This window comes from Bradyrhizobium sp. LA6.1 (assembly GCF_040547805.1).
GTDB classification, from domain to species: Bacteria; Pseudomonadota; Alphaproteobacteria; order Rhizobiales; family Xanthobacteraceae; genus Bradyrhizobium; species Bradyrhizobium barranii.
The window spans coordinates 307,934-329,052 of the sequence record NZ_JBEPQK010000006.1; the positions used below are offsets into that span (position 1 = coordinate 307,934).

The following is a 21,119-nucleotide window of genomic DNA, read 5'->3' on the forward strand; positions in this document are numbered from 1 at the left end:
TCGCTGCGCTCGCAATGACGGAAAGTGCGAATCCTACCCCACCCGCTCCACCAGATGCGCGCGCGACGGTGCGGGATCGAACTTCTCACCGAAATATTGCGTCTCGTGCGCCACCAGTCCTTCGCAGAATTCCATGATGCTGACGACATAGGACGGCACGCCGTCATAGGTCAGCACGAACTCGCTCACCCAGAGATCGCCGCCGCCGACGATCCGGCGGACCGTGAAGCGCTTCTTGTTGGGCTGCACGAACCGGCTTTCCTGAATCGTCCTGCGGCCGCGGATGCGCTCGCCGGACTGCGGATAGTCGAGCACGGCGTCCTCGCGGTAGATGTCATGCTCGGCCTCGAAATCATTCGCGTCCGACGCAGCCCAATGGCGCTGAAGGGCCGCCAGTATCGCCTGATCATCCATCGCGATCTCCCGTCTTGCGGTGTCTGCTCCCCAGATCGGGGCGCAGACAGCCGGCGACAAGACCGGCTAGCAACGTCTAACAACGACTAACGGGCCAAAAATCCGACATGGATGCAGATTGGCATTGCAGCGACCTGGAATCCGCCAGAGCCGCGCCGTCACGCCGGGGAACCCCATGGCCCGTTTGCTCTCCCTCAATGTCGGCCTGCCGCGCGACATCGCGTGGCAAGGCAGGACCGTGCATACCGGAATCTGGAAAGCACCCGTCAGTGGTCCGCGCAGGGTGCGCCGGCTCAACATCGACGGCGATGGCCAGGGCGATACCGCCGGTCATGGCGGCGAGCAGCGCGCCGTCTACGTCTACCAGCAGGACTCCTATCAATACTGGCAGGAGCACCTCGGTCGAGCGAACCTCGTCCACGGTCAATTCGGCGAGAATTTTACCGTCGAGGGCCTCGCCGATAGGGACGTCTGCATCGGAGACCGTTACCGGATCGGCTCTGCCCTGCTCGAGGTGACGCAGCCGCGCGTCACCTGCTACCGGCTGGGTATTCGCATGGAAGAGCCGGACATGGCCGCGCTGCTCGTGGCCCGGCTTCTATTTTCGGGTGATCGAGGAAGGCGACGTCGAGGCAGGCGGCGAGATCGTGCAGGTCGCCAGCGGGCCCGAGCGCATGAGCGTGTCCGAGATCAATGCGCTGCTGTATCTGCCCCCTCACCCGCGCGACCGCCTGGAGCGCGCGCTGAAAATTCCGGCCCTGAGCGGCGGCTGGCGTCATTCCTTCGAGGCGCTGCTCGAGCAGCAGCGCAAGGACACGACAGCGGGAAACGCCGGGCTCGGCCCGGCGTCGAGCCCGCCTCCGGCCTGGCGCGGCTTCCGGCCGTTCCGCGTGGCGCGCAAGATCGCCGAAAGCGGCAACGTGACGTCGCTGATCCTCGAACCCACGGACGGACATCCCGTCGCCGCCGCCCTGCCCGGGCAGTTCGTCGTCGTGCGGCTCGGCGCCTCCACGGCACCGGCGATGACGCGCAGCTATTCGCTGTCGAGCCGTTCCGATGCCGCGTCCTGGCGCATCAGCATCAAGCGCGAAGCCCACGGCGCGGCAAGCCAATATGTCGCCGACGAGGTCAAAATTGGTGACGCCGTGCAGATCGGCGCGCCACGCGGAAGTTTCACACTGCGGCAAGATGCACGGCCCGTCGTCTTGCTGAGTGCCGGCATCGGCGTAACGCCGGTGCTTGCGATGCTGCACGCGCTCGCCGCGGAAGCATCGACGCGAGAGGTCTGGTGGCTGCACGGCGCCCGCAACGGTCGCGAACATGCGTTCGCCGCCGAGGTGCGTGGGCTGTTGACTGGGCTGGCCCACCACCACAGCCATGTCTGCTACAGCGCGCCCGATCCGGGCGATCGTCTCAATGTGGATTTCGACTCGATCGGACGTCTGGACCTCCGGGTGCTTCAAACCCTCGGCGTCCCCTCAGACGGCGATTTCTATCTGTGCGGGCCGGCACCGTTCATGACCGATCTCTCGCGCGGGCTTGCCGGACTCGGCATCGCAGCGGATCGCGTTCACACCGAGATGTTCGGCGCGGGACCATCCCTGACACCCGGCATAGCGGCCTCCCCGCAGAAGCGGGCGCACTTGCCGGCCGGCGCAACCGGCCCGGGTCCGATGGTCTCGTTCGCCCGCAGCGGCCTCAATGTCTGCTGGGGACCGTCATATGCCAGCCTGCTCGAACTGGCCGAAGCCTGCGACGTTCCCGTGCGCTGGTCGTGCCGCACCGGGGTCTGCCACAACTGCGAGAGCGGGCTCGTGGCCGGCGCCGTCAGCTATGCGCCGGACCCGCTCGACGCACCTGCGGACGGCAATGTCCTGATCTGCTGTTCACGGCCCCAGGGCGACGTCGTGATCGATCTGTGAGTATCGGCACTCACGCCGGACATGCGAGAGTTCGAAGACATGGGAGAGTTCAATGCGACCTGACATGACGCCGGGAGTAACCTTCCCCGATTACGAGCTCAGCGACCACACCGGTAAGCACCGAAGGCTCTCCGAGCTGCAGGGTGGCGATCCGATGGTGCTCGTTCTCGGCCGCGGCGGCTTCTGTCCGAAGGATCGCCGCCAGGCCGAAGGCCTGCTGCAACTCCATCGCGAGATGGAGGTCGGCTACTGCCGGCTGGTCACGATCACCACCGACAACATCACCCAGACCAACGAATATCGCAGCGGCGTCGGGGCGCACTGGCCTTTCCTGTCGGATTCGCGGCGGATCGTTCAGAAGGATCTCGACATCGCCGAATACACCGATCCCGTCCACAATCCGATGATCCCGCATGTCATCGTGCTGGAGCCCGGCCTGCGCGTTCACAAGATCTATAACGGCTACTGGTTCTTCGGACGCCCGACCGTCGAAGAGCTGCGCCAGGATCTCCGGGCCGTCAGCATGAATTGCCGTCCGGACTGGGACATCACCGCGCCTGGGCTGAAGGCCCTCTGGGATCAGGGCCACAAGGAGCATTTTTATCCCTACGGCAAGGCTTACGTCGAAACTCTCGGCGAACGGGATTAGAACCACATTCCGGCATCTTCCGTTCGAACGAATGCCGACCCAGGAATGTGGATGATCCAGATGAAGACGATTCCCGGCGATCGCGCCGGCCGCATGGGTGCGCGCCAGATCTACGAAGCCCTGAGGGATCAGATTCTGACGCGGGTCTACGGCATCGACGGCCTGCTGCCGTCGTCGCGGGCGCTCGCCGGCGAGATGGGCGTGGCGCGCTCGACCGTGACCGTCGCCTTTGAACAGCTCGCCGCCGAAGGTTTCATCGAGACACGCCATGGCGCGCGGCCGCGCGTTGCCCGTGCCGTCGTCGAACGCGGACGCGGGCGCGCCGCATCGCGGCCCTCGGCGCGCAAGGTACGGCTGTCGGCCTTCGGCGAGCGGCTGCGGTCGGACCCGCCGCGCTGGATCGAGCCGCCGCGCGGGCTCATCGCCAACTTCCGCTATGGCGAGCTCTCGCCGTCGGATTTCCCGGTGCTGGCGTGGAAGAAGGCCGTGACGGCGGCGATGGCGCGCAAGCCCGAGCGGCTCGCCTATGACGACCCCTGCGGCGCACTGCGGCTGCGGACCGCGCTTCAGGGCTATCTGTGGCGATCGCGCAGCGTCCGCTGCGACGTCGATCAGATCGTTGTCGTGAACGGCTCGCAGCAGGGCCTCGACATCTGCGCACGCCTCCTGCTCGACGCCGGCGACCGCTTCGTGATGGAGGATCCCGGCTACCAGATGGCGCGGCACACTCTCGCGGCGACGGGCGCCGAGACGGTGCCGATCCCCGTTGACGCGGACGGACTGGAGACAGCGCGGCTCGACGGCATCGAGGCCCGGCTCGCCTATGTGACGCCGTCGCATCAATATCCACTCGGCGGCGTCATGCCGATCGGACGCCGGCACCAATTGCTCGCCTGGGCACGCAAGCACGACGCCTACGTGATCGAGGATGATTACGACAGCGAGTATCGCTACGACACCAAGCCGATCCCGCCGCTGCATGCGCTGGAGGGCAGCGACAACGTGATCTATCTCGGCACCGTCTCCAAGACGCTCTCCCCGACCTTGCGGATCGGCTACCTGGTCGTGCCCGCCGGGCTGCGATCCCTGTTCGCGGCCGCCAAGCAGATCATGGACCGGCACACGCCGCTGATCGAACAGCACGCGCTCGCTTCGATGCTCGAAAGCGGCGCCTATGACAGCCACGTCAGGCGCGTGCGCCGGCGCAACGCCGAGCGTCAGCAGGCACTGATCGGCGCGTTGCGCCGCCGGTTCGGAGATCGTGTCCGGATCGAGGGCACGGCGGCGGGCCTGCACGTGGTGGCATGGCTCGACGATCTGCCGCAGAAGCGCGAGGATGCATTGATCCAGGCGGCTCGCGCGAAGGGCGTCGGCATCTATCCCGTCTCTGCGTTGTTGGTCGGCCCAAGCCGGACGCCGAGCCGGACGCGGAAGACCGTCGGTCTCGTCATGGGCTATTCGGCGCTGGAGATCGCGCAGATCGAGAGAGGCTGCAAGCTTCTCGCACAGGCCGCCGCCGAACTGGACTGATTAAATCACGTGAAACTGGCCGTTTCGTATAGGCCAGATTTCGGCTATCTCCGCATCGAGAACGGAGACACGCCATGTACATCCCGCCCGCCTTCAAGGACGACGACATCGAGAGCATCCGCGCGACCATCCGCGGTGCGCGCCTCGCCAGCCTGGTGACGGCCACCGCCGAGGGCCCGGTCGCAACGCCCCTGCCGCTCTTCCTCGACGAGAGCGAAGGCGAGCACGGCGTGCTCTATGGGCATGTCGCCAGGGCCAACCCGCAATGGAAGCTGCCGCCGATCGGCGATGCGCTCGCCATCTTCAACGGCCCCGACGCCTATGTGACGCCGTCCTGGTATGCGACCAAGCAGGAGACCGGCAAGGTGGTGCCGACCTGGAACTACGTCGCCGTGCACGCCTACGGCCCGGTCGAATTCTTCCAGCAGCCGGAACGCCTGCTCGACGCCGTGACGCGGCTGACGAACAGGCACGAGGGCGCACGCGCCAAGCCGTGGGCCGTCAGTGACGCCCCCGCCGATTTCATCGCCGCGCAATTGCGCGGGATCGTCGGTGTGCGCATTCCCGTGGTTCGGTTCGAGGGCAAGCGCAAGATGAGCCAGAACCGCCCTGAGGCCGATCGCGTCGGCGTCGCGCAAGGTCTTGCGGCAAGCGAGGACGCGCATGATCGCGAAGCTGCCGCCCTGATCCCGCTTCCGGTCTGAGAGAGCGGGATTCTCGGTGCTGAGAGGCTTCACCGAGAGTCTCCGTGGACCATCAGCTTGCGCAGGAATGCGCGACGACGCGCTCGCCCCTCACAACGGCTTCCGCCAGTTTGCGCCCGACGTCACCGAAATCCGATAGGGCAAGATAGCCTTGCGCGTAGGCTTCCTGCGTCAGGCGTTCGAAGCGCTTGTCGTCTCCGGTCGACCATTGCTTGGCGATGTAGTCTGCCCCGGCTTTCCCGAAAATCTTGGGGTAGTGTTCCATGTCGTTCTGACGACGATAATAGTAATAGTCGATATGGGCGACGAACTGCTTCCGCCCCTCTCCCGCGCAACGCGATCCATAAGGGCGCTCGAACGCCAGGGCGGTCTCGCGGCGCAAGCCTGCGCGACCGTCCACGAAGATCTCTTCGTTGGAGCCATAACCCGGACCATCGACCGGTGCTGCTGGTTGCTGGGCTGTCTTCTGCGGAGCGAATGCCCAGGCGGCGACCTGCCAGATGACAAGCGCCCAGACGATGAACCAGGCGCGGCTCATTTGAAGCTCGCCGACGCCTGCTGCCGCGGCAGGCATACCGGAGACGGATCAAACAACATACCAGGCCCGGTGAACCAGAGAACGACGTCGCGGATATCCTCCGGGAAGTCTTCCTTGACGATGCCCTTTTGTTTGAACGCCTCGGCCAGCTGCGCCTTGACGCGAACGTCCAGCGGCGTGGAATACGCGGCGTTCGCCCGATCGCGCTTCTCTTCACTGCAGAACATGCCCATTCTCGGATTTGGGCAGTCGTAGATCTTCACCCAGCCCCGCGCATAGGCCTCCGTAGCCGCCCTCAGGTTCGCCTTCATGGTGTCGTCGCACGGCGACATCGCGTAAGCGGTGCTTGCCTGCAATGCGTCCATCCGCAGTGCGTCTTGCTTCGGGTCCTTGTCGCTTTGCAGGGTGTGCTCCGCTTCCCAATCCTTCCGCTGCTTGGCCTTTGAATGCTCATCGCCGAACGAGGAACTGAGCGTGGGCCTCAATTCACCGACCAGCGAAACGTGCGACACCGGAAATCCGCGAATCGCCCAGGAGACGCCCACGAACGTGGAGACGAACGCCATGCAGGTAAAAAGAACAAATCGGCTCATGATGCGCACTCAAAATTCGCGCGCAACCTAACCGTGTCGGCGTTAAGAGACGTATTAATGCGCGGGTTCCCGCAATGCAGGGTAAATGAACGTCTAAAACACGCCGCAGAAATGATCCGGACTTTGCAGAACACATCGCCGGGGAACCCAACACAGGCGATCTTGTTGGTGAACCTTACGCCACATCCTGACAGGAAGGCCGCATGTGCCGCTGGATCGCATACCGGGGCGAGACCACCTCGTTCGAGCCTTACGTCACCGAGCCCGAGCATTCGCTGATCGCGCAGAGCATCCGCTCGCTGCAGTCGACGGCGGGCTCGAACGGCGACGGCTTTGGTCTCGGCTGGTATGGCGAGCATCCGGAACCCGGCCTTTATCGCGAGACCCGTCCGGCCTGGTCGGACGAAAACCTGCGCTACCTCTGCCGCCATCTGCGCTCGCATCTGTTCTTCGCCCATGTGCGCGCCGCCACCGGCACGGCGGTGACGCGGCAGAATTGCCATCCGTTCGCCTGCGGTCAGTGGATGTTCATGCACAACGGCTTCGTCGGCAGCTGGAATCGCCTGCGGCGCAAGGTCGAGGCCCTGATCCCCGATGCCTACTACCCGTCGCGGCTGGGCACGACCGATTCGGAAGCCGTGTTCCTCGCCATGATGGGCGCGGGTCTCGACAGCGATCCCCTTGGCGCAACGCAAGCCGTACTGCAATCGCTGGTCGGCCTGGTCAACGAGGGCGAGCTTCGTGAGCGCCTGCGTTTCACCAGCGCGATCGCAAACGGCCGGGATCTCTATGCGTTTCGCGTCGCGGTCAACGATGCCGCCAACACGCTCTATTATCGCGAGGCCGGCGGCGGCCAGGTCGTCGTCGTGTCCGAGCCGTTCGACAAGGAAACGGACTGGACGGAAGTGCCGCCGAATCACGCGCTGGTCGCGCGCGCGTCCGAAACCGTGAAAATTGTTCCGTTCGACGTTGCAATTTCCGGTGGGTCCGACGCGGAACCGGCCCGCGTCAGGCGGATTATTGCCCGCAGGTAATACCACTGCCGGGTGGCCCTATGACATTTGCTTCAGACGTTTTGAAACTGCTGCGCCTCGATTCCTCCGATGACAAGCAGCACCTCGTCATCCGCTCTGCCGGCGGACGCGGCAAGGCGGCTGAATACTCCTTCGGCATCGAGGAGGAATACTTCCTTGCCGATCGCCGCAGCTTCGAGGTTGCGATCGAAACACCCAACGCGCTGTTCGAGTCGGCGAACTGGTCCACCGGCGGCCAGGCGATGCGGGAGATGCTGCAATCCCAGCTCGAGGTCGCCACCAACGTTCACGTCGATGTCAATGACGCCCGGGAGGAGCTGCGCTTCCTCCGCCGCGAGGTCGCCAACGTCGCCGCGCAATACGGCTTCGTCATCATGGCCTGCGGCACGCATCCGACCGCGGTCTGGCGCATGTCGCAGCCGAGCCCGAAGCCGCGCTACGAGGAGATGATCGAGGATCTGCGCAGCATCGGCCACCGCAACATGATGTGCGGCATGCATGTGCACGTCCAGCTGCCCGATCCCGAGAAGCGGATGGCGGTGATGCGGGCGATGCTGCCGCATCTGCCGCTGTTCATCGCGCTGTCGGCCTCCTCCCCGTTCTGGAATTCCCACAAGACCGGGCTAAAGGGCTACCGGCTTGCCGCCTATTCCGAGTTGCCGCGCACGGGCTTGCCCGAACTGTTCGAAACCAGGCACGACTACGACGAATATGTCGGCGCGCTGCAACGCTCCGGCGTGATTCCCGACGAGAGCCATATCTGGTGGGCGATGCGGCCGTCCATGAGGCATCCGACCCTCGAGCTTCGCGCGCCCGACACCTGCACCTTCATCGACGACGCCGTTGCCATCGCCTCGCTCTATCGCTGCCTGACACGCCATCTTTATCTGCGGCCGCATCGGTCGAAGGAGGTCACAGTGGTCGAGCGCGCGATTGCGGTCGAGAACAAATGGCGGGCCCAGCGCTACGGCACCGATTGCATCTTTGCCTCGAAGGATGGGCCGGTCACCATCTCGGAGCAGCTCGCCCGGATCATCGACGACGTCGCCGGGGACGCAGCCGCGCTGAACTGCGCCGCCGAGGTCGAGCACTGCCGGACCATCGTGGAGCGCGGCAGCTCGGCGGAATTCCAGCTTCGCGCCTATCGCGAGAATGTGGAGGACATCGGGGCGGTCTCGCGCTGGATCGCAGCCTCGACGATCTCGGGCGCGAGCGCTCCGATCGGAAGCGTTCGTGCGCCGTCATAGCGCCCGCGCAAGCTTGGCGAACGACAATGTCGCTCCTGAATTCGGTGATCGTGGAGGAACGCGTGAATCGCGTCACGTCTTGCGCTGGCTGCGGCCACGGACTTGTACCGCTGCTTTCGGCCAAGGGCCGCGCGGAGCTCAGCTGCCTCTGGTGCGAAGGCATCGACGCGCGAACGGTGGACATGGCGAAGTGGGCGGACAGCCCGATCGGCAAGCCCGAGCGGATCACCCGTCAGCCGTTCGAATGAGCGGTTTCACATGGCCAGCCGCCGGCCTTTGCTGATCGACGCGACCTGCGCGGCTGCACGCCTGCGCCGGGGCTTGCCGACAAATTAGACAAACCGCGCCCCGTCGTCGGGGTTGCGGGCTCGGCGATGAGGCCCAGGCAAGCCAGCCTAACGCGCCGTCTAACCTCAGGTGCAATCTCGATTTTTCATCGCGCCGTGCGGGGCCACCGGGCCCGCGCATCGCGCTGCATCTCGACTGGCCCAGAATTCGCAAGGCAGCGTCAGGCCTGATTCCCTGCTCCCACGAATTGGCGCAGCAAGATGCGTGCGCCCGGAGACCGGATGAGCGGTAAAGATCGGAGAGTGCCATGAACGTGCATGCCGCCGGCGATCTCAAATTTACCGGCCTCACCCATCCGAACGGCGCGCCGCTACGCCTCAACGCCCAGGATTTCGTGGCGATCGATCGCGACAGGAATGCCAGGTTCGAGCCGACGTACCGGCCGCAAGCCCTCTACAACCGCGCGAACGAGGGCTTCCACGCCAACAACGAAACCTTCCTCCTGCACGAAGTCGCGACGAACCTCCCGATCTACCGCCCGGACACCGGCCCCACCGATTTCCATCTTCATCTTCCCCCAGGCGGCTTTCAGCTCGTGCTGGTCACTTCGGGCGCCTTCACCTTCGACTACGACGGGCGCTTCTACAATGTCGGCCCCGGCGCGGTGATGTTGCAAAGCGCGATCGTCCACCGTCAGCTGTTCTACACCTGGTCGGGACTGTCGACCGAAGAAAACCTGAAGACGCCGCAGACCGTGGTGCCCGACCCGATCTCGATGGGCTACTCCGGCAAATTTCTCGAAGCCTTCGTGACCGATCCGACCACCTTTCCGAACCCGACGATCGTCGGTCCGGACCAGATCAACGAGGCCGAGACGCCGCGCGTGGCCTGGAGCCACCCGCTGCACAACCGGCCGGCCGACGCGGGCTTCTGGCTTCAGGATCCCCTCGCGCTGGACGCGCTGTTCAAGCCACTCGTCGACGGTCCGATCAAATCGGCCATGCCGGTCTACCTGCGCGATATCGGGATCGAGATTCCCAGCGGCCATCTCGTCAGCGGCCACATCATCGCAACCGACCCGCGTGGCCACTCACTCCTGCCGAAGAGCACTTCGACGGCAGCAGACGCCACATGTCTTGCCAAGGGCGAAGTCGCGATCTACCGCGTCATTCGCGGCACGGCCGAATTCAAGAACAAGGCCGGCGAGACGTTCGAGCTTGCGGCTGGCGACGTGGTGACGGCGGGCAAGAGCTCGATCAGCCTCGTCGGCCTCGGCGAGAACACGCAAGTGCTCCGCCTCGGTCTTCTAAAGGGCATGAACGACCTTTGCAGCTGGACGCCGACCCAGCGCGACGAGATCGACGGCCTCGCCGGCCAGATCATCACGCAGAAGGACATCCGCCCCCTGCGCATCGAGGGCAAGCCGGTTGGATATCTGTACGCGTAGCCGCACGAAAAGACGGCCCGCCGAAGCGGGCCGTCGCGATCTCATTGGCGCATTGATCCTTAACGCACTGATCCACCGTAGAGCTGCCGCTCCTTGCGAACTTCGTCCGCACCGTAGGGCTTGCTGGCGGGATCGAACGACTTCCATCCGGTCTTCTGCCAGGCGGCGCTGCGGTCACGCAAATTGACCGACGACTCGTTCAGGACTGCGTCAAGGCGGGATCGATCGGCATCTGCGACCCGCGCCGACACCAGCGTGCCTCCCCGACGCACGCCCTCGGCGTAGGAGTCCGCATCTTCCCGCGAAATGCCGGCCTCAGTCATCGCTCCGACGACACCGCCGGTTGCGGCTCCGGCGGCCGCGCCGACCGCGGTCGCGGCGAGCCAACCGGCCGCAACGACGGGTCCGAGGCCGGGGATTGCGAGGAGGCCGAGACCGGCGAGAAGGCCGGCAGTGCCACCCACGCCCGCACCGATGCCGGCGCCCTTGCCGGCACCTTCGGCGCGATCGTCGACGCCATCGCGGTCACGGTCCACCTTCTTGTCGGTGTTGAACCAGCTGTCCGAATTATTGGCGACGATGCTGATGTCCGAATGCGGCACGCCGGCAGCTTCGAGACGCTGAACCGCCTGCTGCCCAGTGCTGTAGTTGTCGTAAAGACGAGAAATTGTAACGGTCATTGTGTGTCCTTCTTATTTGCTTAATGGCTTACTTGGCCGAATTGACGTTGCCTTGAAAGTCGACGCTGACCGCGGTGGCAGATCCACCCTTGCTGGCATGGCCGCGCCAAACACCGTTGTCGTCCTTCTTCAGTTCGGTGACGTTGGCGTAGCCGGCATCCTCGATCTTCGACTTGGCTTGTCCTTCGGTGAAACTGTTGCGACCTGCGACAGGAGCGTCGGAGTTGTTTTGCCCCGCGCTGTTGACCGCGCTGTTGTTCGGTCCGGACTGCGCCGGTGGATTTTGTGCCGAGGCCGGAGCAGCTGCGAAGGCGGTGGCCGCCGCGAATAAAGAAATGCAAACGATAAACGATGGGCGCTTCATGATGGTCTCCAGTGTCTAAGGAGTGATCCAAGCCCCCATCAGAGCTTTAGTTCCTACGTCTCGCGCTGTGACATCTCCTTCACGCTCAGGTTCTGAAGAATATCATCCACGTCATCACCATGAGGATGACTGCAAGTCCCACACTCACACCCAGCAGCATCAACACGCTGGGACCGAGCTCGCCTTGGCGCGCTTCGAGCGCAGTCTCAACGATGCGGCCGCTCTTGTCTCGATCCATGTCATCTGGTCCTTGCATTCCGGGGAAAGGTCGACCGTTTGCCTGCGTCAGACCCGGCAGTGCTGCCCACGCCAAATCGTCCATGGATCTCAATCGGACCCTTGGTGGTTCGTTACTATTGGCAAACGGTGAAAGCCCGGGCTCGAGATCTGCGCTGGCTATCCAGGCAAGCGGCGTCCCGGAGCGGTCAGACAGGAGTTGATATCGGCAGCCATCTTGTTCCGGTGTGCCTTGCTCAGCAGCGCATCCCGCTCTGGGCCGGGTTCAAGGTGCGAGGCCTCTTCACGCAGCCTCAGTGCATCAGCTGCGAGACGCTCGGCAAGTGAATCCGCCTGACGCACGCGGTTGCGCTTCTCATTCATGACGAACGCCCCTGCGTTGGCATCGGAATCAAATCAGCGCTTTGCGGCTGCGGTCGCGAGACCGGCGGCGTCGCGCCATCGAGCCACTCCTGCGTCTCCGCGAGAGCGAGCCAGGCATCGCCCATGCTCCTGAACTGCTTGCGCGCCGCGTCACTGGCAGCGGATTCTTCCAGCGTCAGGCAATGCCCGGCATTCTGCCGAAGATGCTCGGAACGGCTCAGTTGGATATCAGCGCAGCTCGCGGGCTCGGCGGAGGTTTGCCAGGAGTTCTTGCACACAGGGCACCGCCACTGATTGACGAAGTTCCCGGTGGGCAAGTAGGTCGCATGCACGGGAGCCGCCACTATTCGTCCGCAGGCGGTACAGCCGTTGGGCCGTTGTGACGGGGATTGCTGTGTCTCGTCCTGAACCGCTTTCGCGCTCCAGCGGCGTTCGAACTTGCGGCAGAGATGCAGGGGATAGGAGATAACGTTCAATGCGCGCCTCCGGCTGTGGCGGGAGCGCGGCAGCGTCTCTCTGTCACCGGCGCCTGTCATGTCTGTGCGGGTGATACCCTGGATATGGTATCGCAAATGACATTCACCAGTGCGCGGCCCCGAGAAACCACCCCTTTGCCTCCGATCTACGTCAATGGCCGACTGCTGGCTGCATCCATTGGGGTTAGGAACATCTCTCCGTCCCTCCTGTTGCGTCTGCACGACATGATCCGTGAATGCGCATGCCGGGACGTCCGGACCAGCACTGTTCCGGGTCCCAAGAAGGCGAAATCGATCCCTGCTCGATGGTGCTGATCCGGTCTCCGAACCGCACCCGCGATGCACGGAAATCTCCTCCAGCAAGAATCCGGCGCCATCGCGGTCGTGATGCGATCAAGGGCGTCAATGCGGAAGCGTCCCTTCCCCACTCTCCAACAGCTGGCTGCAGTCAGCGAAAGTGTCACATGCGCATACTGAAAAAACGTTCGCCGTCGCTGGCGACTACGGCCCTTCGTACCCTGGCGGAATATCCAATCGCCTCCGCCCTCATCGCGACTGCTGGCCTGATGGCCGGGGCAGCGTTCGTCAATCGGCGACTTGCCGACAAGGCGCAGCGCGATAATCCGCCCCAAGGGCGGTTCATCGACATCGACGGTGTTCGGTTGCACTATGTCGAGCGCGGGTCCGGACGCCCGCTGGTCCTGCTCCATGGCAATGGCAGCATGATCCAGGATTTCGAGTCGAGTGGCCTGATCGATCTCGCGGCCAAGGATTATCGGGTCATCGTGTTCGACCGTCCCGGCTTCGGGCACAGTCTGAGGCCGCGCAACGTGGTGTGGACGCCGGCGGCCCAAGCCGACCTCTTCAAGGACGCGCTTGCGCACCTCGGCGTCGACAAGGCGATCGTGCTCGGGCATTCCTGGGGCGCATCGGTTGCGATCGCCCTGGCAAGCAGACATCCCGCGATGGTCGAAGCCTTGATACTGGCGTCGGGCTATTATTTCCCGACGGCCCGCACCGACGCGATGATGGCGATGGCCGGGCCGGCCGTCCCCGGGTTTGGCGACATCCTCAGCCACACGATCTCACCAATCCTCAGCCGCCTGATGTGGCCGGCGATGCTGCGGCAACTGTTCGGACCCAAATCCGTCCCGCAAAAATTCGACGGCTTCCCCAAATCACTGGCGGTGCGTCCGTCGCAGCTTCGTGCGGGTGCCGCCGAAGCAGCCTTGATGGTCCCTTCTGCGATGCTGTCGGCAAAGACCTACGGCGAACTGGCCATGCCGGTCACCATCCTGGCCGGCGAGGACGACCGCCTCATCGACATCGACGAACAGTCCGGCCGACTGCATGACGAGATCAAGCACAGCAAGATGCGTCGCGTCCCGAATGCGGGTCACATGATCCAGCAATCAGATACGGCTGACCTGATGGCCGCTGTCGACGAAGCCGCGGCGGAAACGCTGCATTGAGCCACCTGATTCTCCCGAGAAGCATCTGGTCGCGGCACGATCCGAATTAGGAACGTCCAACACAGCGCTCAGTTGGCCCCGGTGTCTCCTGTAGTCAAAGGTCTTTCCATGTATCATCACGTCAAAAAGCTCATGTTCACAGTCCGGGTCGACGAGCCCGATCCCCGGTTCGGCAATATGCTGCTGGAGCAATTCGGTGGCGCCAACGGCGAGCTTGCGGCCGCCATGCAGTATTCCATTCAGGGTCTCAATTGCGAGGATCCTGACCGTAAGGATCTCCTCATGGATATTGGAACCGAGGAGTTGAGCCACCTTGAGGTCGTCGGATCGCTCGCGCGCCTGCACTTGAAGCCCATGAAGTTCGATCGCGAAGCGGCGGAAGCCGATCCCTTGATCGCGATTGCCGGAGGCGGCGGCGTCAATCTGTTCAACTCGCAAGGCAGTGCCTGGACGGCGGATTATCTCAAGATCACCGGAGAACTCGACGTCGATCTGCGCAGCAACATCGCCGCAGAAGCTCGGGCCAAGATCGTCTATGAGCGCCTGATCAATTTCTGTGATGACGCCGGCACCAAAGACGCCCTGCAATTCCTGATGACACGGGAGATCACCCACATGAAGGCGTTCTCACGCGCGCTGGAAAGCATGAACAAGCCCACGTTCAGCATCGGCCGCATCGCTCCGACGCCCGGTCTCGTGGACCAGTTCTTCAACGATTCGACAGGGTCCGGCGACAATGGCGAAATCGACACCAGAGGTCCCTGGAATGAAGGCGAGGACTGGGTTTTCATGGAATCACCGGCACTCCAGAACGGCGATCCCGGTGCGGCGCCTTCCATCGTTGCCGAGAGCTCGCCATCGGAACCGTCCGTTGGCCTTGACGACCTGCTGATCGATCAGCTGCGGGATCTCCTGCACGCGGAGAAGCAGTTGACCAAGGCATTGCCTCAGATGATCGAGGCTGCCCGCTACGACCAGCTCTCTGAGCTGTTCACCGTTCACCTGGCCGAAACCGAAGCGCAGATCGAGCGTCTCGACGAGTGCTTCGAACTTCTCGGGAAGAAGCCGCGCGCCAAGGCTTGCAAGGGCATGCAGGGGCTTGTCGAGGAAGGCGACGAAGTGATCAAGGAGGGCGCCAGGAAGGACGATGCCGCCGCGGATCTCGCGTTGATCGGTGCGGCACAGCGTGTCGAGCATTACGAGATTGCCGGCTACGCGACCGCCCGCAACCTGGCGCAGCAGTTGCGTCACACCGCCGTCGTCGCGCTGCTTTCCAAGAATCTGGCGGAGGAAGAGAACGCGGACCAGTTGCTCAATCAGGTCGCACGTTCGTTGATGTCGGTTGCGAAGATGCCCGCCGCCATCGAGCAGACCTTCGCCGAGGATGAGCCCGCCGGAGGCTAGGCCGGCCTTGAACCATTGACCACAAGGCAAGGCGGCCCCTGCAGGGGCCGCTGCGCCACCACAGCCGGAAAGGATCTAGCATGCCCCCGAAGATCAAAGAACATACCTGCCCGCTGTGCAACGGAACCGGCTTTCCCAAGTCCAAGGAGCCAGCGCACCCGGGCCGCAAGATCTATCCGGTCAAATGCGAGTCCTGCCAGGGCAAGGGCAAGATATCGGAGATGACGTGACGTGATCTCAGCGCTTTGAGGTCGCGCTGAAGGCCGGTCCTACTCCGCCGCCTGACGCACATGGCGCGCCGTCGGCGTGCGCATGGTGACGAGCTCTTCGGCCGCGGTCGGATGCAGCGCGATCGTCGCGTCGAAGTCGGCCTTGGTCGCCTTCATCTTCACCGCGATCGCGACCACCTGGGTGACCTCGGCAGCGCAATCGCCGACGATGTGGCAGCCGAGCACGCGGTCGGTCGAGCCATCGACGACGAGCTTCATCAGCACGCGGGTGTCGCGGCCGGACATGGTCGCCTTGATCGGGCGGAACGTCGTCTTGTAGATGTCGACGTGGCTGAATTGCGCACGCGCCTCGGTTTCCGTCAGACCAACCGTGCCGACCTCCGGCTGCGAGAACACCGCGGTCGGAATGTAGGAATGATCGACCTGCACCTCGCGCTTGCCGAACACGGTGTCGGCAAACGCATGCCCCTCGCGGATCGCAACCGGCGTCAGGTTGTGCCGGTGGGTGACGTCGCCGATCGCATAGATGTTGTCGACCGAGCTCTTCGAGAAATGGTCCACCGCGATGCCGCCATTCCCGGGGTTGATGGCGACGCCGGCCTTCTCCAGGCCGAGATTGGCGACCGACGGATGGCGGCCGATCGCGAACATCACCTGGTCGGAAGCAAGGCTCGAGCCGTTCGACAGATGCGTGGTGAATTCCTCGCCGTGCCGATCGACCTTCGCCACCGTGCAGCCGGTGAGAATGGTGATGCCCTGCTTCTCCATCTCGCTGCGGACGTGGGCGCGAACGTCCTCGTCGAAACCGCGCAGGATGTTGTCGCCGCGATAGATCACGGTGACGTCGGAGCCGTAGCCGGCGAAGATGCCGGCGAATTCCAGCGCGATATAGCCGCCCCCCTGGATCACGATCCGCTTCGGCAGCTTCTTCAGATGGAACGCCTCGTTGGAGGAGATCACGTGCTCGATGCCGGGGATCGAGGCGCCGTGGTTGGGCGCGCCGCCGGTGGCGATCAGGATGTATTTTGCGGTGATCTTCCGGTCGTTCTCGAGCAGGCGGACGGTGTGCTTGTCCTCGATCACCGCGCGGCTCTTGACGACCTGCGCGCCCGACTTCTCGACATTCGTCGTGTAGGCCGCTTCCAGCCGCGCGATCTCCTTGTCCTTGTTGGCGATCAGCGTCGGCCAGTCGAAGGTCGCGGGCGGAACGGTCCAGCCGAAACCGGCGGCATCTTCCAGCTCGTGACGGACATGCGATCCGATCACGAACAGCTTCTTCGGCACGCAGCCGCGGATCACGCAGGTCCCACCCATGCGGTACTCTTCCGCGATCATCACACGCGCACCGTGGCCGGCCGCGATGCGGGCGGCACGCACGCCGCCCGAGCCGCCACCGATGACAAAGAGGTCGACGTCGAATTCAGCCATTGTCCACTCCGACCTCTTCTTTCAGCGCATGATCCGGAGAAGTGTGCAGCGGTTCTCCGATAGGATCATGCGCAAATAACAGCCTAAAGCGCGATGACGCGCTTTAGGGATTTCTGATCAGATAGGTACTGTCAGATTTCCTTGCCACGCTTGCGCATCTCGGCACGGAAGGCACCCATCACGGTCTCGGAGAAGTTCTGGGCCCAGGAGTTCATGAAGGCCATGCTCAGGCCGATGGCGCGCGGCTCGGCGTCGATCAGCTTCTTGCCCAGCGGCGACTTGTAGAAGGTGACGAGGTCCTTCAGCTCCTGCTCGGTGAACTCGCTGGCATAGATCTGCGCCATGCCTTCGCCGATCTCGTTCTGGCGGCCGTTGAGCTGCTGGGCCACGATCGGCGCGACCTCGCTGAGCTCCTTCTGGTAGTTGAGATTCTGCTGGATCAGCGTGATCTTGGTCTTCTCGACCATGCCAGGCACGGCGCCCTGATACATCGCGGTGGCGTTCTTGATCTGCAGGATCTCCTTGGCCGCCGCGATCGCCGCAGGCGAGGCTTTCGGCGGGGCCGGCGCGGGAGCAGCCTTCTGGGCCGGCGCGGCCTGCTGCGCGATCGCCGGGACCGCCGAGACGGCCAGTCCAGCAGCAAGCGTCGCGGCCGGCAAGAATCTCAATACGCTCTTCATTCCTAGTCTCCTTTCGGCTTACGCCGTTCAATCACGCGAATTCCCTCGCCGCCCGCCAAAACGGCCGAGCTGGCCAAGCCGATAAACAAGCCATGCTCGACCACGCCGGGGATCGAACTCAACGCCTTGGCGAGGCCAGGCGGATCCACGATGCGTCCGAGCTGAGCATCGAGAATCCAGTGGCCGCCATCGGTGACGAAAACGTGGCCATCCTTGTCGCCGCCTTTGGCTTTGCGGACCGCCATTTGCCCGGAAACGCCGCATTCGGCAAATGCCTTCTCGATCGCGCGGCGCGTCGCGCCGAGCCCGAACGGGATGACCTCGATCGGCAGCGGAAAGCGGCCGAGCGTCGGCACCCATTTGCTGTCGTCGGCAATCACGATCATGCGATCCGAGGCGGCCGCCACGATCTTCTCGCGCAGCAGCGCGCCGCCGCCGCCCTTGATCAGGTTGAAGTCGGGATCGATCTCGTCGGCGCCGTCGACGGTGAGGTCGAGATGATCGATCTCGTCCAGCGTCGTCAGCTTCACACCGCAGCGCTCGGCGTCGAGGCGCGTCGCCTCCGAGGTCGGTACGCCGATCACTTTCAACCCGGCCTGTACGCGCTCGCCGAGCAGCTCGACGAAATGCTTGGCGGTTGAGCCGGTGCCGAGCCCGAGCTGCATGCCGTCACGCACCTCCTCGAGGGCGCGCGCCGCAGCCTGCCGCTTCAACTGGTCCATGTTCACGATGCGCCCGCCCCTGAATTTTAGAGTGTGCCGCCGATAGGTTGCTTGCGGCGGCCTATGTAGCCTCGTTTTTCCTGCCGGAACAGGCCTCCGGGCCGATCTTATAAGGTGAACTTATGGCTTCGGCCCTTGCGCCGATCCGGCCGGCCCGATAGCGCTGGGACCATGACCTCCTCTTACACCCTCGTCTTCGATCTCGACGGCACGCTTGTGGATACGGCGCCCGACCTGATCACCGCGCTGAATTTCGTGCTCGACCGCGAAGGGCTGCCGCCCGTGCCGATGGCCTCGGCCCGCAACATGATCGGCGCCGGCGCCCGCAAGCTGATCGAACGGGGGCTGGAGGCCGAAGGCCGCATGGTCACGCCGGCTGACATGGACCGGATGACGGCGGATTTCATCGCCTATTACGCCGACCATATCGCGGTCGAATCCCGCCCGTTCGAAGGGCTCGAGGCCGCGCTCGACCAGTTTGCCGCCCAGGGCCACCGGCTGGCGGTCTGCACCAACAAGCTGGAATGGCTGTCGAAGCGGCTTTTGGACCAGCTCGACCTCACCCGCCGCTTTGCCGCGATCTGTGGCGCGGACACCTTTGGCGTCCAGAAGCCCGATCCGACCATTTTCCGCGAGACCGTGGCGCGCGCCGGCGGAGCGGTCAAAGCCAGCATCATGGTCGGCGATGCCGGAACCGACGTCGGCGTAGCCCGGCGCGCCGGGGTGCCCGTGATCGGGGTCAGCTTCGGCTATACGGACGTGCCGATCGCCGAGCTGAAGCCGGACCGGCTGATCCATCACATGCGCGACCTGCCGGCCGCGGCCCACAGCCTGATGACCACCTAGGAGCCACAAGCCTCTGAGATAACTGGCATATTCTACGGAACCCTGCGTTAACCATCTATTAACTATGCGCAGCGCGCCGGTTGCTTGCTTGGAACGACGCTCGTAGGTTCGCCCGGGGATGTGGCGGTTCGTCGCAGTTAGAAGTGGGTGGTCATGCGTCGTGTCATCGCGATTGCGCTAGCGGGAGCGAGCCTTGGTGGCTGCTCCTCGATGTCTTGGGACATGTTCAAATCGGCGCCGCCGACCGTCCAGGTCCGGCTCGAATCCAATCCTCCAGGGGCTGATGCCACGACCTCGCTCGGTGCAGGTTGCAAGACCCCCTGCTCCGTCTCGGTTCCCGCCCCCGACGCGCCGTTCACCGTCGCTTTCGCGCTGCCGAAATATCAGCCGGCCAGCGTGCCGGTGAACGTGATCAAGAATCCCGGGGATTTCACCACGCCCGCCTCGGTCACCACCGACCCGAATCCGGTGTTCGCGGAACTCCAGCCGGCAGTGCCGCCCAAGCCTGTGAAGAAGCCGCACCGGCCGAAGAAGCCGAAGCCGGCCGCAGCCGCCGCGGCCCCTGCGGATGCCGTACCCGCTGCGGCCCCTGCGGATGCTGCACCTGCTGCGGTGGCGGCCTCGCCGTTTCCCGATCCGAACGCAGGAAAGCGCTGATCCAGGCGCTGATTACGTATACCACCCGATTGTCCTAGCCGCGTCCGATGCTTAGATTGCTTCCAAGGCACAGCTGAAGTAAAGGCGCGCCCGTCGCCGTAAGTGACAAGGCATTTGGCAAGGCATCTGGTATGAACGGACCTTCCGCGAGCCCTCTCGCAGCAGCGAGCCCCCGCGACGCGCTGTCGAGCGCGATGACCGATCCGTTCGGGCGGACCATCTCGTATTTGCGCGTATCCGTCACCGACCGCTGCGATCTGCGCTGCTTCTATTGCATGTCGGAAGACATGACCTTCCTGCCGAAGGCGGACCTGCTGACGCTGGAGGAGCTCGACCGGCTCTGCACGGCCTTCATCGCCAAGGGCGTGAAGAAGCTGCGGCTCACCGGCGGCGAGCCGCTGGTCCGCCGTAACGTGATGACGCTGGTGCGCTCGCTGTCCCGCCACCTTTCGAGCGGTGCCCTGAGCGAGCTGACCCTGACCACCAACGGCACCCAGCTTGCGAAACACGCCCGGGAGCTCGCCGATTGCGGCGTCCGCCGCATCAACGTCTCGCTCGACACGCTCGATCCCAAGAAATTTCGCGAGATCACCCGCTGGGGCGAGATCGACAAGGTGCTGGAGGGCATCGAAGCCGCGCGCGCCGCTGGGCTTGGCGTGAAGATCAACGCGGTGGCGCTGAAGAACCTCAACGAGGACGAGCTTCCCGACCTGATGCGCTGGGCGCACGGCAAGGGCATGGGCCTGACGCTGATCGAAGTCATGCCGATGGGCGAGATCGGCTCGGGCCGTATCGACCAGTACCTGCCGCTGTCGCTGGTGCGCGCGCGGCTCGCCCAGCAATTCACGTTGACCGATCTGGCCGAGAGCACCGGCGGGCCGGCGCGCTATGTCAGCATTGCCGAGACCGGCGGCAAGCTCGGCTTCATCACGCCGATGACCCATAATTTCTGCGAATCCTGCAACCGGGTGCGCATCACCTGCACGGGCACGCTGCACACCTGCCTCGGCCACGAGGATGCTTCAGATTTGCGCAAACCCCTGCGTGCATCTGACGACGACATGCTGCTTGCGGATGCGATCGACCTCGCCATCGGGCTGAAGCCCAAGGGCCACGATTTCATCATCGACCGCCGCCACGACCGCCCCAGCGTCTCCAGGCACATGAGCGTCACGGGCGGCTGAGGGATTCGCG

The 21,119-nt window shown here is 64.1% G+C and carries 24 protein-coding genes and 1 pseudogene; 14 read left to right on the forward strand and 11 right to left on the reverse strand.

The genetic code is table 11. From position 1 onward, the window contains the following. Window positions 1-33: 33 nt before the first annotated feature. Window positions 34-414: a nuclear transport factor 2 family protein gene (locus ABIB99_RS18295; protein WP_354176917.1), complete on the reverse strand. Its 381-nt coding sequence runs from the start codon at window positions 412-414 to the stop codon at window positions 34-36. Window positions 415-589: 175 nt separating this feature from the next. Here ABIB99_RS18295 and ABIB99_RS18300 point away from each other — a divergent pair. From ABIB99_RS18300 to ABIB99_RS18315, 4 genes and pseudogenes are all read left to right on the forward strand, one after another. Beyond that, a pseudogene (locus ABIB99_RS18300) lies at window positions 590-2,336 on the forward strand (MOSC domain-containing protein). 52 nt (window positions 2,337-2,388) lie between these two features. Next, window positions 2,389-2,985: a redoxin domain-containing protein gene (locus tag ABIB99_RS18305; protein WP_354176918.1), complete on the forward strand. Its 597-nt coding sequence runs from the start codon at window positions 2,389-2,391 to the stop codon at window positions 2,983-2,985. A 51-nt stretch (window positions 2,986-3,036) separates the two neighbouring features. Then, window positions 3,037-4,515: a MocR-like pyridoxine biosynthesis transcription factor PdxR gene (gene pdxR, locus ABIB99_RS18310; RefSeq protein WP_354176919.1), complete on the forward strand. Its 1,479-nt coding sequence runs from the start codon at window positions 3,037-3,039 to the stop codon at window positions 4,513-4,515. A 74-nt stretch (window positions 4,516-4,589) separates the two neighbouring features. After that, entirely contained in the window at window positions 4,590-5,219 is a 630-nt protein-coding gene (locus ABIB99_RS18315) for an FMN-binding negative transcriptional regulator (RefSeq protein ID WP_354176920.1), read from the forward strand. 52 nt (window positions 5,220-5,271) lie between these two features. On the opposite strand, the gene ABIB99_RS18320 is transcribed toward ABIB99_RS18315, so the two are convergent. Together ABIB99_RS18320 and ABIB99_RS18325 are read right to left on the reverse strand one after the other, a co-directional pair. Beyond that, window positions 5,272-5,757 (reverse strand): hypothetical protein, encoded by a 486-nt coding sequence (locus ABIB99_RS18320; protein ID WP_085404860.1) that lies wholly within the window; start codon window positions 5,755-5,757, stop codon window positions 5,272-5,274. Continuing rightward, window positions 5,754-6,350 (reverse strand): hypothetical protein, encoded by a 597-nt coding sequence (locus ABIB99_RS18325; protein ID WP_231144579.1) that lies wholly within the window; start codon window positions 6,348-6,350, stop codon window positions 5,754-5,756. Before ABIB99_RS18325 ends, ABIB99_RS18320 begins: the two co-directional genes overlap by 4 nt. A 203-nt stretch (window positions 6,351-6,553) precedes the next feature. Between ABIB99_RS18325 and ABIB99_RS18330 the strand changes: the two genes are divergently transcribed. From ABIB99_RS18330 to ABIB99_RS18345, 4 genes are all read left to right on the forward strand, one after another. Beyond that, on the forward strand, window positions 6,554-7,384 hold the full coding sequence (locus tag ABIB99_RS18330) for a class II glutamine amidotransferase (protein WP_354176922.1): 831 nt from the start codon (window positions 6,554-6,556) through the stop codon (window positions 7,382-7,384). A gap of 20 nt (window positions 7,385-7,404) precedes the next feature. Continuing rightward, window positions 7,405-8,631 carry a carboxylate-amine ligase gene (locus ABIB99_RS18335; RefSeq protein ID WP_354176924.1) on the forward strand — a complete coding sequence of 409 codons (1,227 nt, stop codon included), beginning with the start codon at window positions 7,405-7,407 and terminating at the stop codon, window positions 8,629-8,631. 26 nt (window positions 8,632-8,657) lie between these two features. Further along, on the forward strand, window positions 8,658-8,879 hold the full coding sequence (locus ABIB99_RS18340) for a hypothetical protein (protein ID WP_175618061.1): 222 nt from the start codon (window positions 8,658-8,660) through the stop codon (window positions 8,877-8,879). Between the two features lie 347 nt (window positions 8,880-9,226). Then, window positions 9,227-10,366 (forward strand): hypothetical protein, encoded by a 1,140-nt coding sequence (locus tag ABIB99_RS18345; protein WP_354176925.1) that lies wholly within the window; start codon window positions 9,227-9,229, stop codon window positions 10,364-10,366. 59 nt (window positions 10,367-10,425) lie between these two features. On the opposite strand, the gene ABIB99_RS18350 is transcribed toward ABIB99_RS18345, so the two are convergent. The 5 genes from ABIB99_RS18350 to ABIB99_RS18370 all read right to left on the reverse strand — a co-directional run bounded on the left by ABIB99_RS18350 (window position 10,426) and on the right by ABIB99_RS18370 (window position 12,486). After that, entirely contained in the window at window positions 10,426-11,046 is a 621-nt protein-coding gene (locus tag ABIB99_RS18350; protein ID WP_071915165.1) for a hypothetical protein, read from the reverse strand. A 28-nt stretch (window positions 11,047-11,074) separates the two neighbouring features. Then, window positions 11,075-11,410 (reverse strand): hypothetical protein, encoded by a 336-nt coding sequence (locus tag ABIB99_RS18355; protein ID WP_063984016.1) that lies wholly within the window; start codon window positions 11,408-11,410, stop codon window positions 11,075-11,077. An 85-nt stretch (window positions 11,411-11,495) separates the two neighbouring features. Continuing rightward, complete coding sequence (locus ABIB99_RS18360) at window positions 11,496-11,732, reverse strand: hypothetical protein (protein ID WP_071915167.1); 237 nt, start codon at window positions 11,730-11,732, stop codon at window positions 11,496-11,498. Between the two features lie 74 nt (window positions 11,733-11,806). Continuing rightward, a complete protein-coding gene (locus ABIB99_RS18365; RefSeq protein WP_063984017.1) occupies window positions 11,807-12,010 on the reverse strand; it encodes a hypothetical protein in 204 nt (67 codons plus the stop codon). Then, complete coding sequence (locus ABIB99_RS18370) at window positions 12,007-12,486, reverse strand: hypothetical protein (protein WP_354176926.1); 480 nt, start codon at window positions 12,484-12,486, stop codon at window positions 12,007-12,009. Before ABIB99_RS18370 ends, ABIB99_RS18365 begins: the two co-directional genes overlap by 4 nt. A 464-nt stretch (window positions 12,487-12,950) precedes the next feature. Between ABIB99_RS18370 and ABIB99_RS18375 the strand changes: the two genes are divergently transcribed. The 3 genes from ABIB99_RS18375 (at window position 12,951) to ABIB99_RS18385 (ending at window position 15,592) form a co-directional block, all read left to right on the forward strand. Beyond that, on the forward strand, window positions 12,951-13,958 hold the full coding sequence (locus ABIB99_RS18375) for an alpha/beta fold hydrolase (RefSeq protein ID WP_354176928.1): 1,008 nt from the start codon (window positions 12,951-12,953) through the stop codon (window positions 13,956-13,958). Between the two features lie 108 nt (window positions 13,959-14,066). Further along, on the forward strand, window positions 14,067-15,362 hold the full coding sequence (locus ABIB99_RS18380) for a DUF892 family protein (RefSeq protein ID WP_071915169.1): 1,296 nt from the start codon (window positions 14,067-14,069) through the stop codon (window positions 15,360-15,362). Between the two features lie 80 nt (window positions 15,363-15,442). Then, window positions 15,443-15,592, forward strand: a complete 150-nt coding sequence (locus ABIB99_RS18385; RefSeq protein WP_208086099.1) for a hypothetical protein — start codon at window positions 15,443-15,445, stop codon at window positions 15,590-15,592. Between the two features lie 39 nt (window positions 15,593-15,631). On the opposite strand, the gene gor is transcribed toward ABIB99_RS18385, so the two are convergent. From gor to rpiA, 3 genes are all read right to left on the reverse strand, one after another. Continuing rightward, window positions 15,632-17,020 (reverse strand): glutathione-disulfide reductase, encoded by a 1,389-nt coding sequence (gor, locus tag ABIB99_RS18390; protein ID WP_071915170.1) that lies wholly within the window; start codon window positions 17,018-17,020, stop codon window positions 15,632-15,634. 131 nt (window positions 17,021-17,151) lie between these two features. Continuing rightward, the gene (locus ABIB99_RS18395; protein ID WP_071915171.1) at window positions 17,152-17,700 is read right to left on the reverse strand and encodes a DUF2059 domain-containing protein; all 549 of its coding nucleotides are present in this window, start codon (window positions 17,698-17,700) and stop codon (window positions 17,152-17,154) included. Window positions 17,701-17,702: 2 nt separating this feature from the next. Then, entirely contained in the window at window positions 17,703-18,428 is a 726-nt protein-coding gene (gene rpiA, locus ABIB99_RS18400; RefSeq protein WP_028146742.1) for a ribose-5-phosphate isomerase RpiA, read from the reverse strand. A 165-nt stretch (window positions 18,429-18,593) separates the two neighbouring features. Here rpiA and ABIB99_RS18405 point away from each other — a divergent pair, with 165 nt between their 5' ends. From ABIB99_RS18405 to moaA, 3 genes are all read left to right on the forward strand, one after another. Continuing rightward, a complete protein-coding gene (locus ABIB99_RS18405; RefSeq protein ID WP_354176930.1) occupies window positions 18,594-19,268 on the forward strand; it encodes an HAD family hydrolase in 675 nt (224 codons plus the stop codon). Window positions 19,269-19,421: 153 nt separating this feature from the next. Beyond that, window positions 19,422-19,925 carry a hypothetical protein gene (locus ABIB99_RS18410; RefSeq protein ID WP_354176931.1) on the forward strand — a complete coding sequence of 168 codons (504 nt, stop codon included), beginning with the start codon at window positions 19,422-19,424 and terminating at the stop codon, window positions 19,923-19,925. Window positions 19,926-20,056: 131 nt separating this feature from the next. Beyond that, window positions 20,057-21,109 carry a GTP 3',8-cyclase MoaA gene (gene moaA / locus ABIB99_RS18415; protein ID WP_354176932.1) on the forward strand — a complete coding sequence of 351 codons (1,053 nt, stop codon included), beginning with the start codon at window positions 20,057-20,059 and terminating at the stop codon, window positions 21,107-21,109. The last annotated feature ends 10 nt before the right edge of the window (window positions 21,110-21,119 follow it).

Excerpts from the sequence above, each read along its gene's own strand:
- ABIB99_RS18295 (WP_354176917.1), bottom strand. The coding sequence starts at position 414 with ATGGATGATCAGGCGATACTGGCGGCCCTTCAGCGCCATTGGGCTGCG.
- ABIB99_RS18305 (WP_354176918.1), top strand. The coding sequence starts at position 2,389 with ATGCGACCTGACATGACGCCGGGAGTAACCTTCCCCGATTACGAGCTC.
- pdxR (WP_354176919.1), top strand. The coding sequence starts at position 3,037 with ATGATCCAGATGAAGACGATTCCCGGCGATCGCGCCGGCCGCATGGGT.
- ABIB99_RS18315 (WP_354176920.1), top strand. The coding sequence starts at position 4,590 with ATGTACATCCCGCCCGCCTTCAAGGACGACGACATCGAGAGCATCCGC.
- ABIB99_RS18320 (WP_085404860.1), bottom strand. The coding sequence starts at position 5,757 with ATGAGCCGCGCCTGGTTCATCGTCTGGGCGCTTGTCATCTGGCAGGTC.
- ABIB99_RS18325 (WP_231144579.1), bottom strand. The coding sequence starts at position 6,350 with ATGAGCCGATTTGTTCTTTTTACCTGCATGGCGTTCGTCTCCACGTTC.
- ABIB99_RS18330 (WP_354176922.1), top strand. The coding sequence starts at position 6,554 with ATGTGCCGCTGGATCGCATACCGGGGCGAGACCACCTCGTTCGAGCCT.
- ABIB99_RS18335 (WP_354176924.1), top strand. The coding sequence starts at position 7,405 with ATGACATTTGCTTCAGACGTTTTGAAACTGCTGCGCCTCGATTCCTCC.
- ABIB99_RS18340 (WP_175618061.1), top strand. The coding sequence starts at position 8,658 with ATGTCGCTCCTGAATTCGGTGATCGTGGAGGAACGCGTGAATCGCGTC.
- ABIB99_RS18345 (WP_354176925.1), top strand. The coding sequence starts at position 9,227 with ATGAACGTGCATGCCGCCGGCGATCTCAAATTTACCGGCCTCACCCAT.
- ABIB99_RS18350 (WP_071915165.1), bottom strand. The coding sequence starts at position 11,046 with ATGACCGTTACAATTTCTCGTCTTTACGACAACTACAGCACTGGGCAG.
- ABIB99_RS18355 (WP_063984016.1), bottom strand. The coding sequence starts at position 11,410 with ATGAAGCGCCCATCGTTTATCGTTTGCATTTCTTTATTCGCGGCGGCC.
- ABIB99_RS18360 (WP_071915167.1), bottom strand. The coding sequence starts at position 11,732 with ATGGACGATTTGGCGTGGGCAGCACTGCCGGGTCTGACGCAGGCAAAC.
- ABIB99_RS18365 (WP_063984017.1), bottom strand. The coding sequence starts at position 12,010 with ATGAATGAGAAGCGCAACCGCGTGCGTCAGGCGGATTCACTTGCCGAG.
- ABIB99_RS18375 (WP_354176928.1), top strand. The coding sequence starts at position 12,951 with ATGCGCATACTGAAAAAACGTTCGCCGTCGCTGGCGACTACGGCCCTT.
- ABIB99_RS18380 (WP_071915169.1), top strand. The coding sequence starts at position 14,067 with ATGTATCATCACGTCAAAAAGCTCATGTTCACAGTCCGGGTCGACGAG.
- ABIB99_RS18385 (WP_208086099.1), top strand. The coding sequence starts at position 15,443 with ATGCCCCCGAAGATCAAAGAACATACCTGCCCGCTGTGCAACGGAACC.
- gor (WP_071915170.1), bottom strand. The coding sequence starts at position 17,020 with ATGGCTGAATTCGACGTCGACCTCTTTGTCATCGGTGGCGGCTCGGGC.
- ABIB99_RS18395 (WP_071915171.1), bottom strand. The coding sequence starts at position 17,700 with ATGAAGAGCGTATTGAGATTCTTGCCGGCCGCGACGCTTGCTGCTGGA.
- ABIB99_RS18405 (WP_354176930.1), top strand. The coding sequence starts at position 18,594 with ATGACCTCCTCTTACACCCTCGTCTTCGATCTCGACGGCACGCTTGTG.
- ABIB99_RS18410 (WP_354176931.1), top strand. The coding sequence starts at position 19,422 with ATGCGTCGTGTCATCGCGATTGCGCTAGCGGGAGCGAGCCTTGGTGGC.
- moaA (WP_354176932.1), top strand. The coding sequence starts at position 20,057 with ATGAACGGACCTTCCGCGAGCCCTCTCGCAGCAGCGAGCCCCCGCGAC.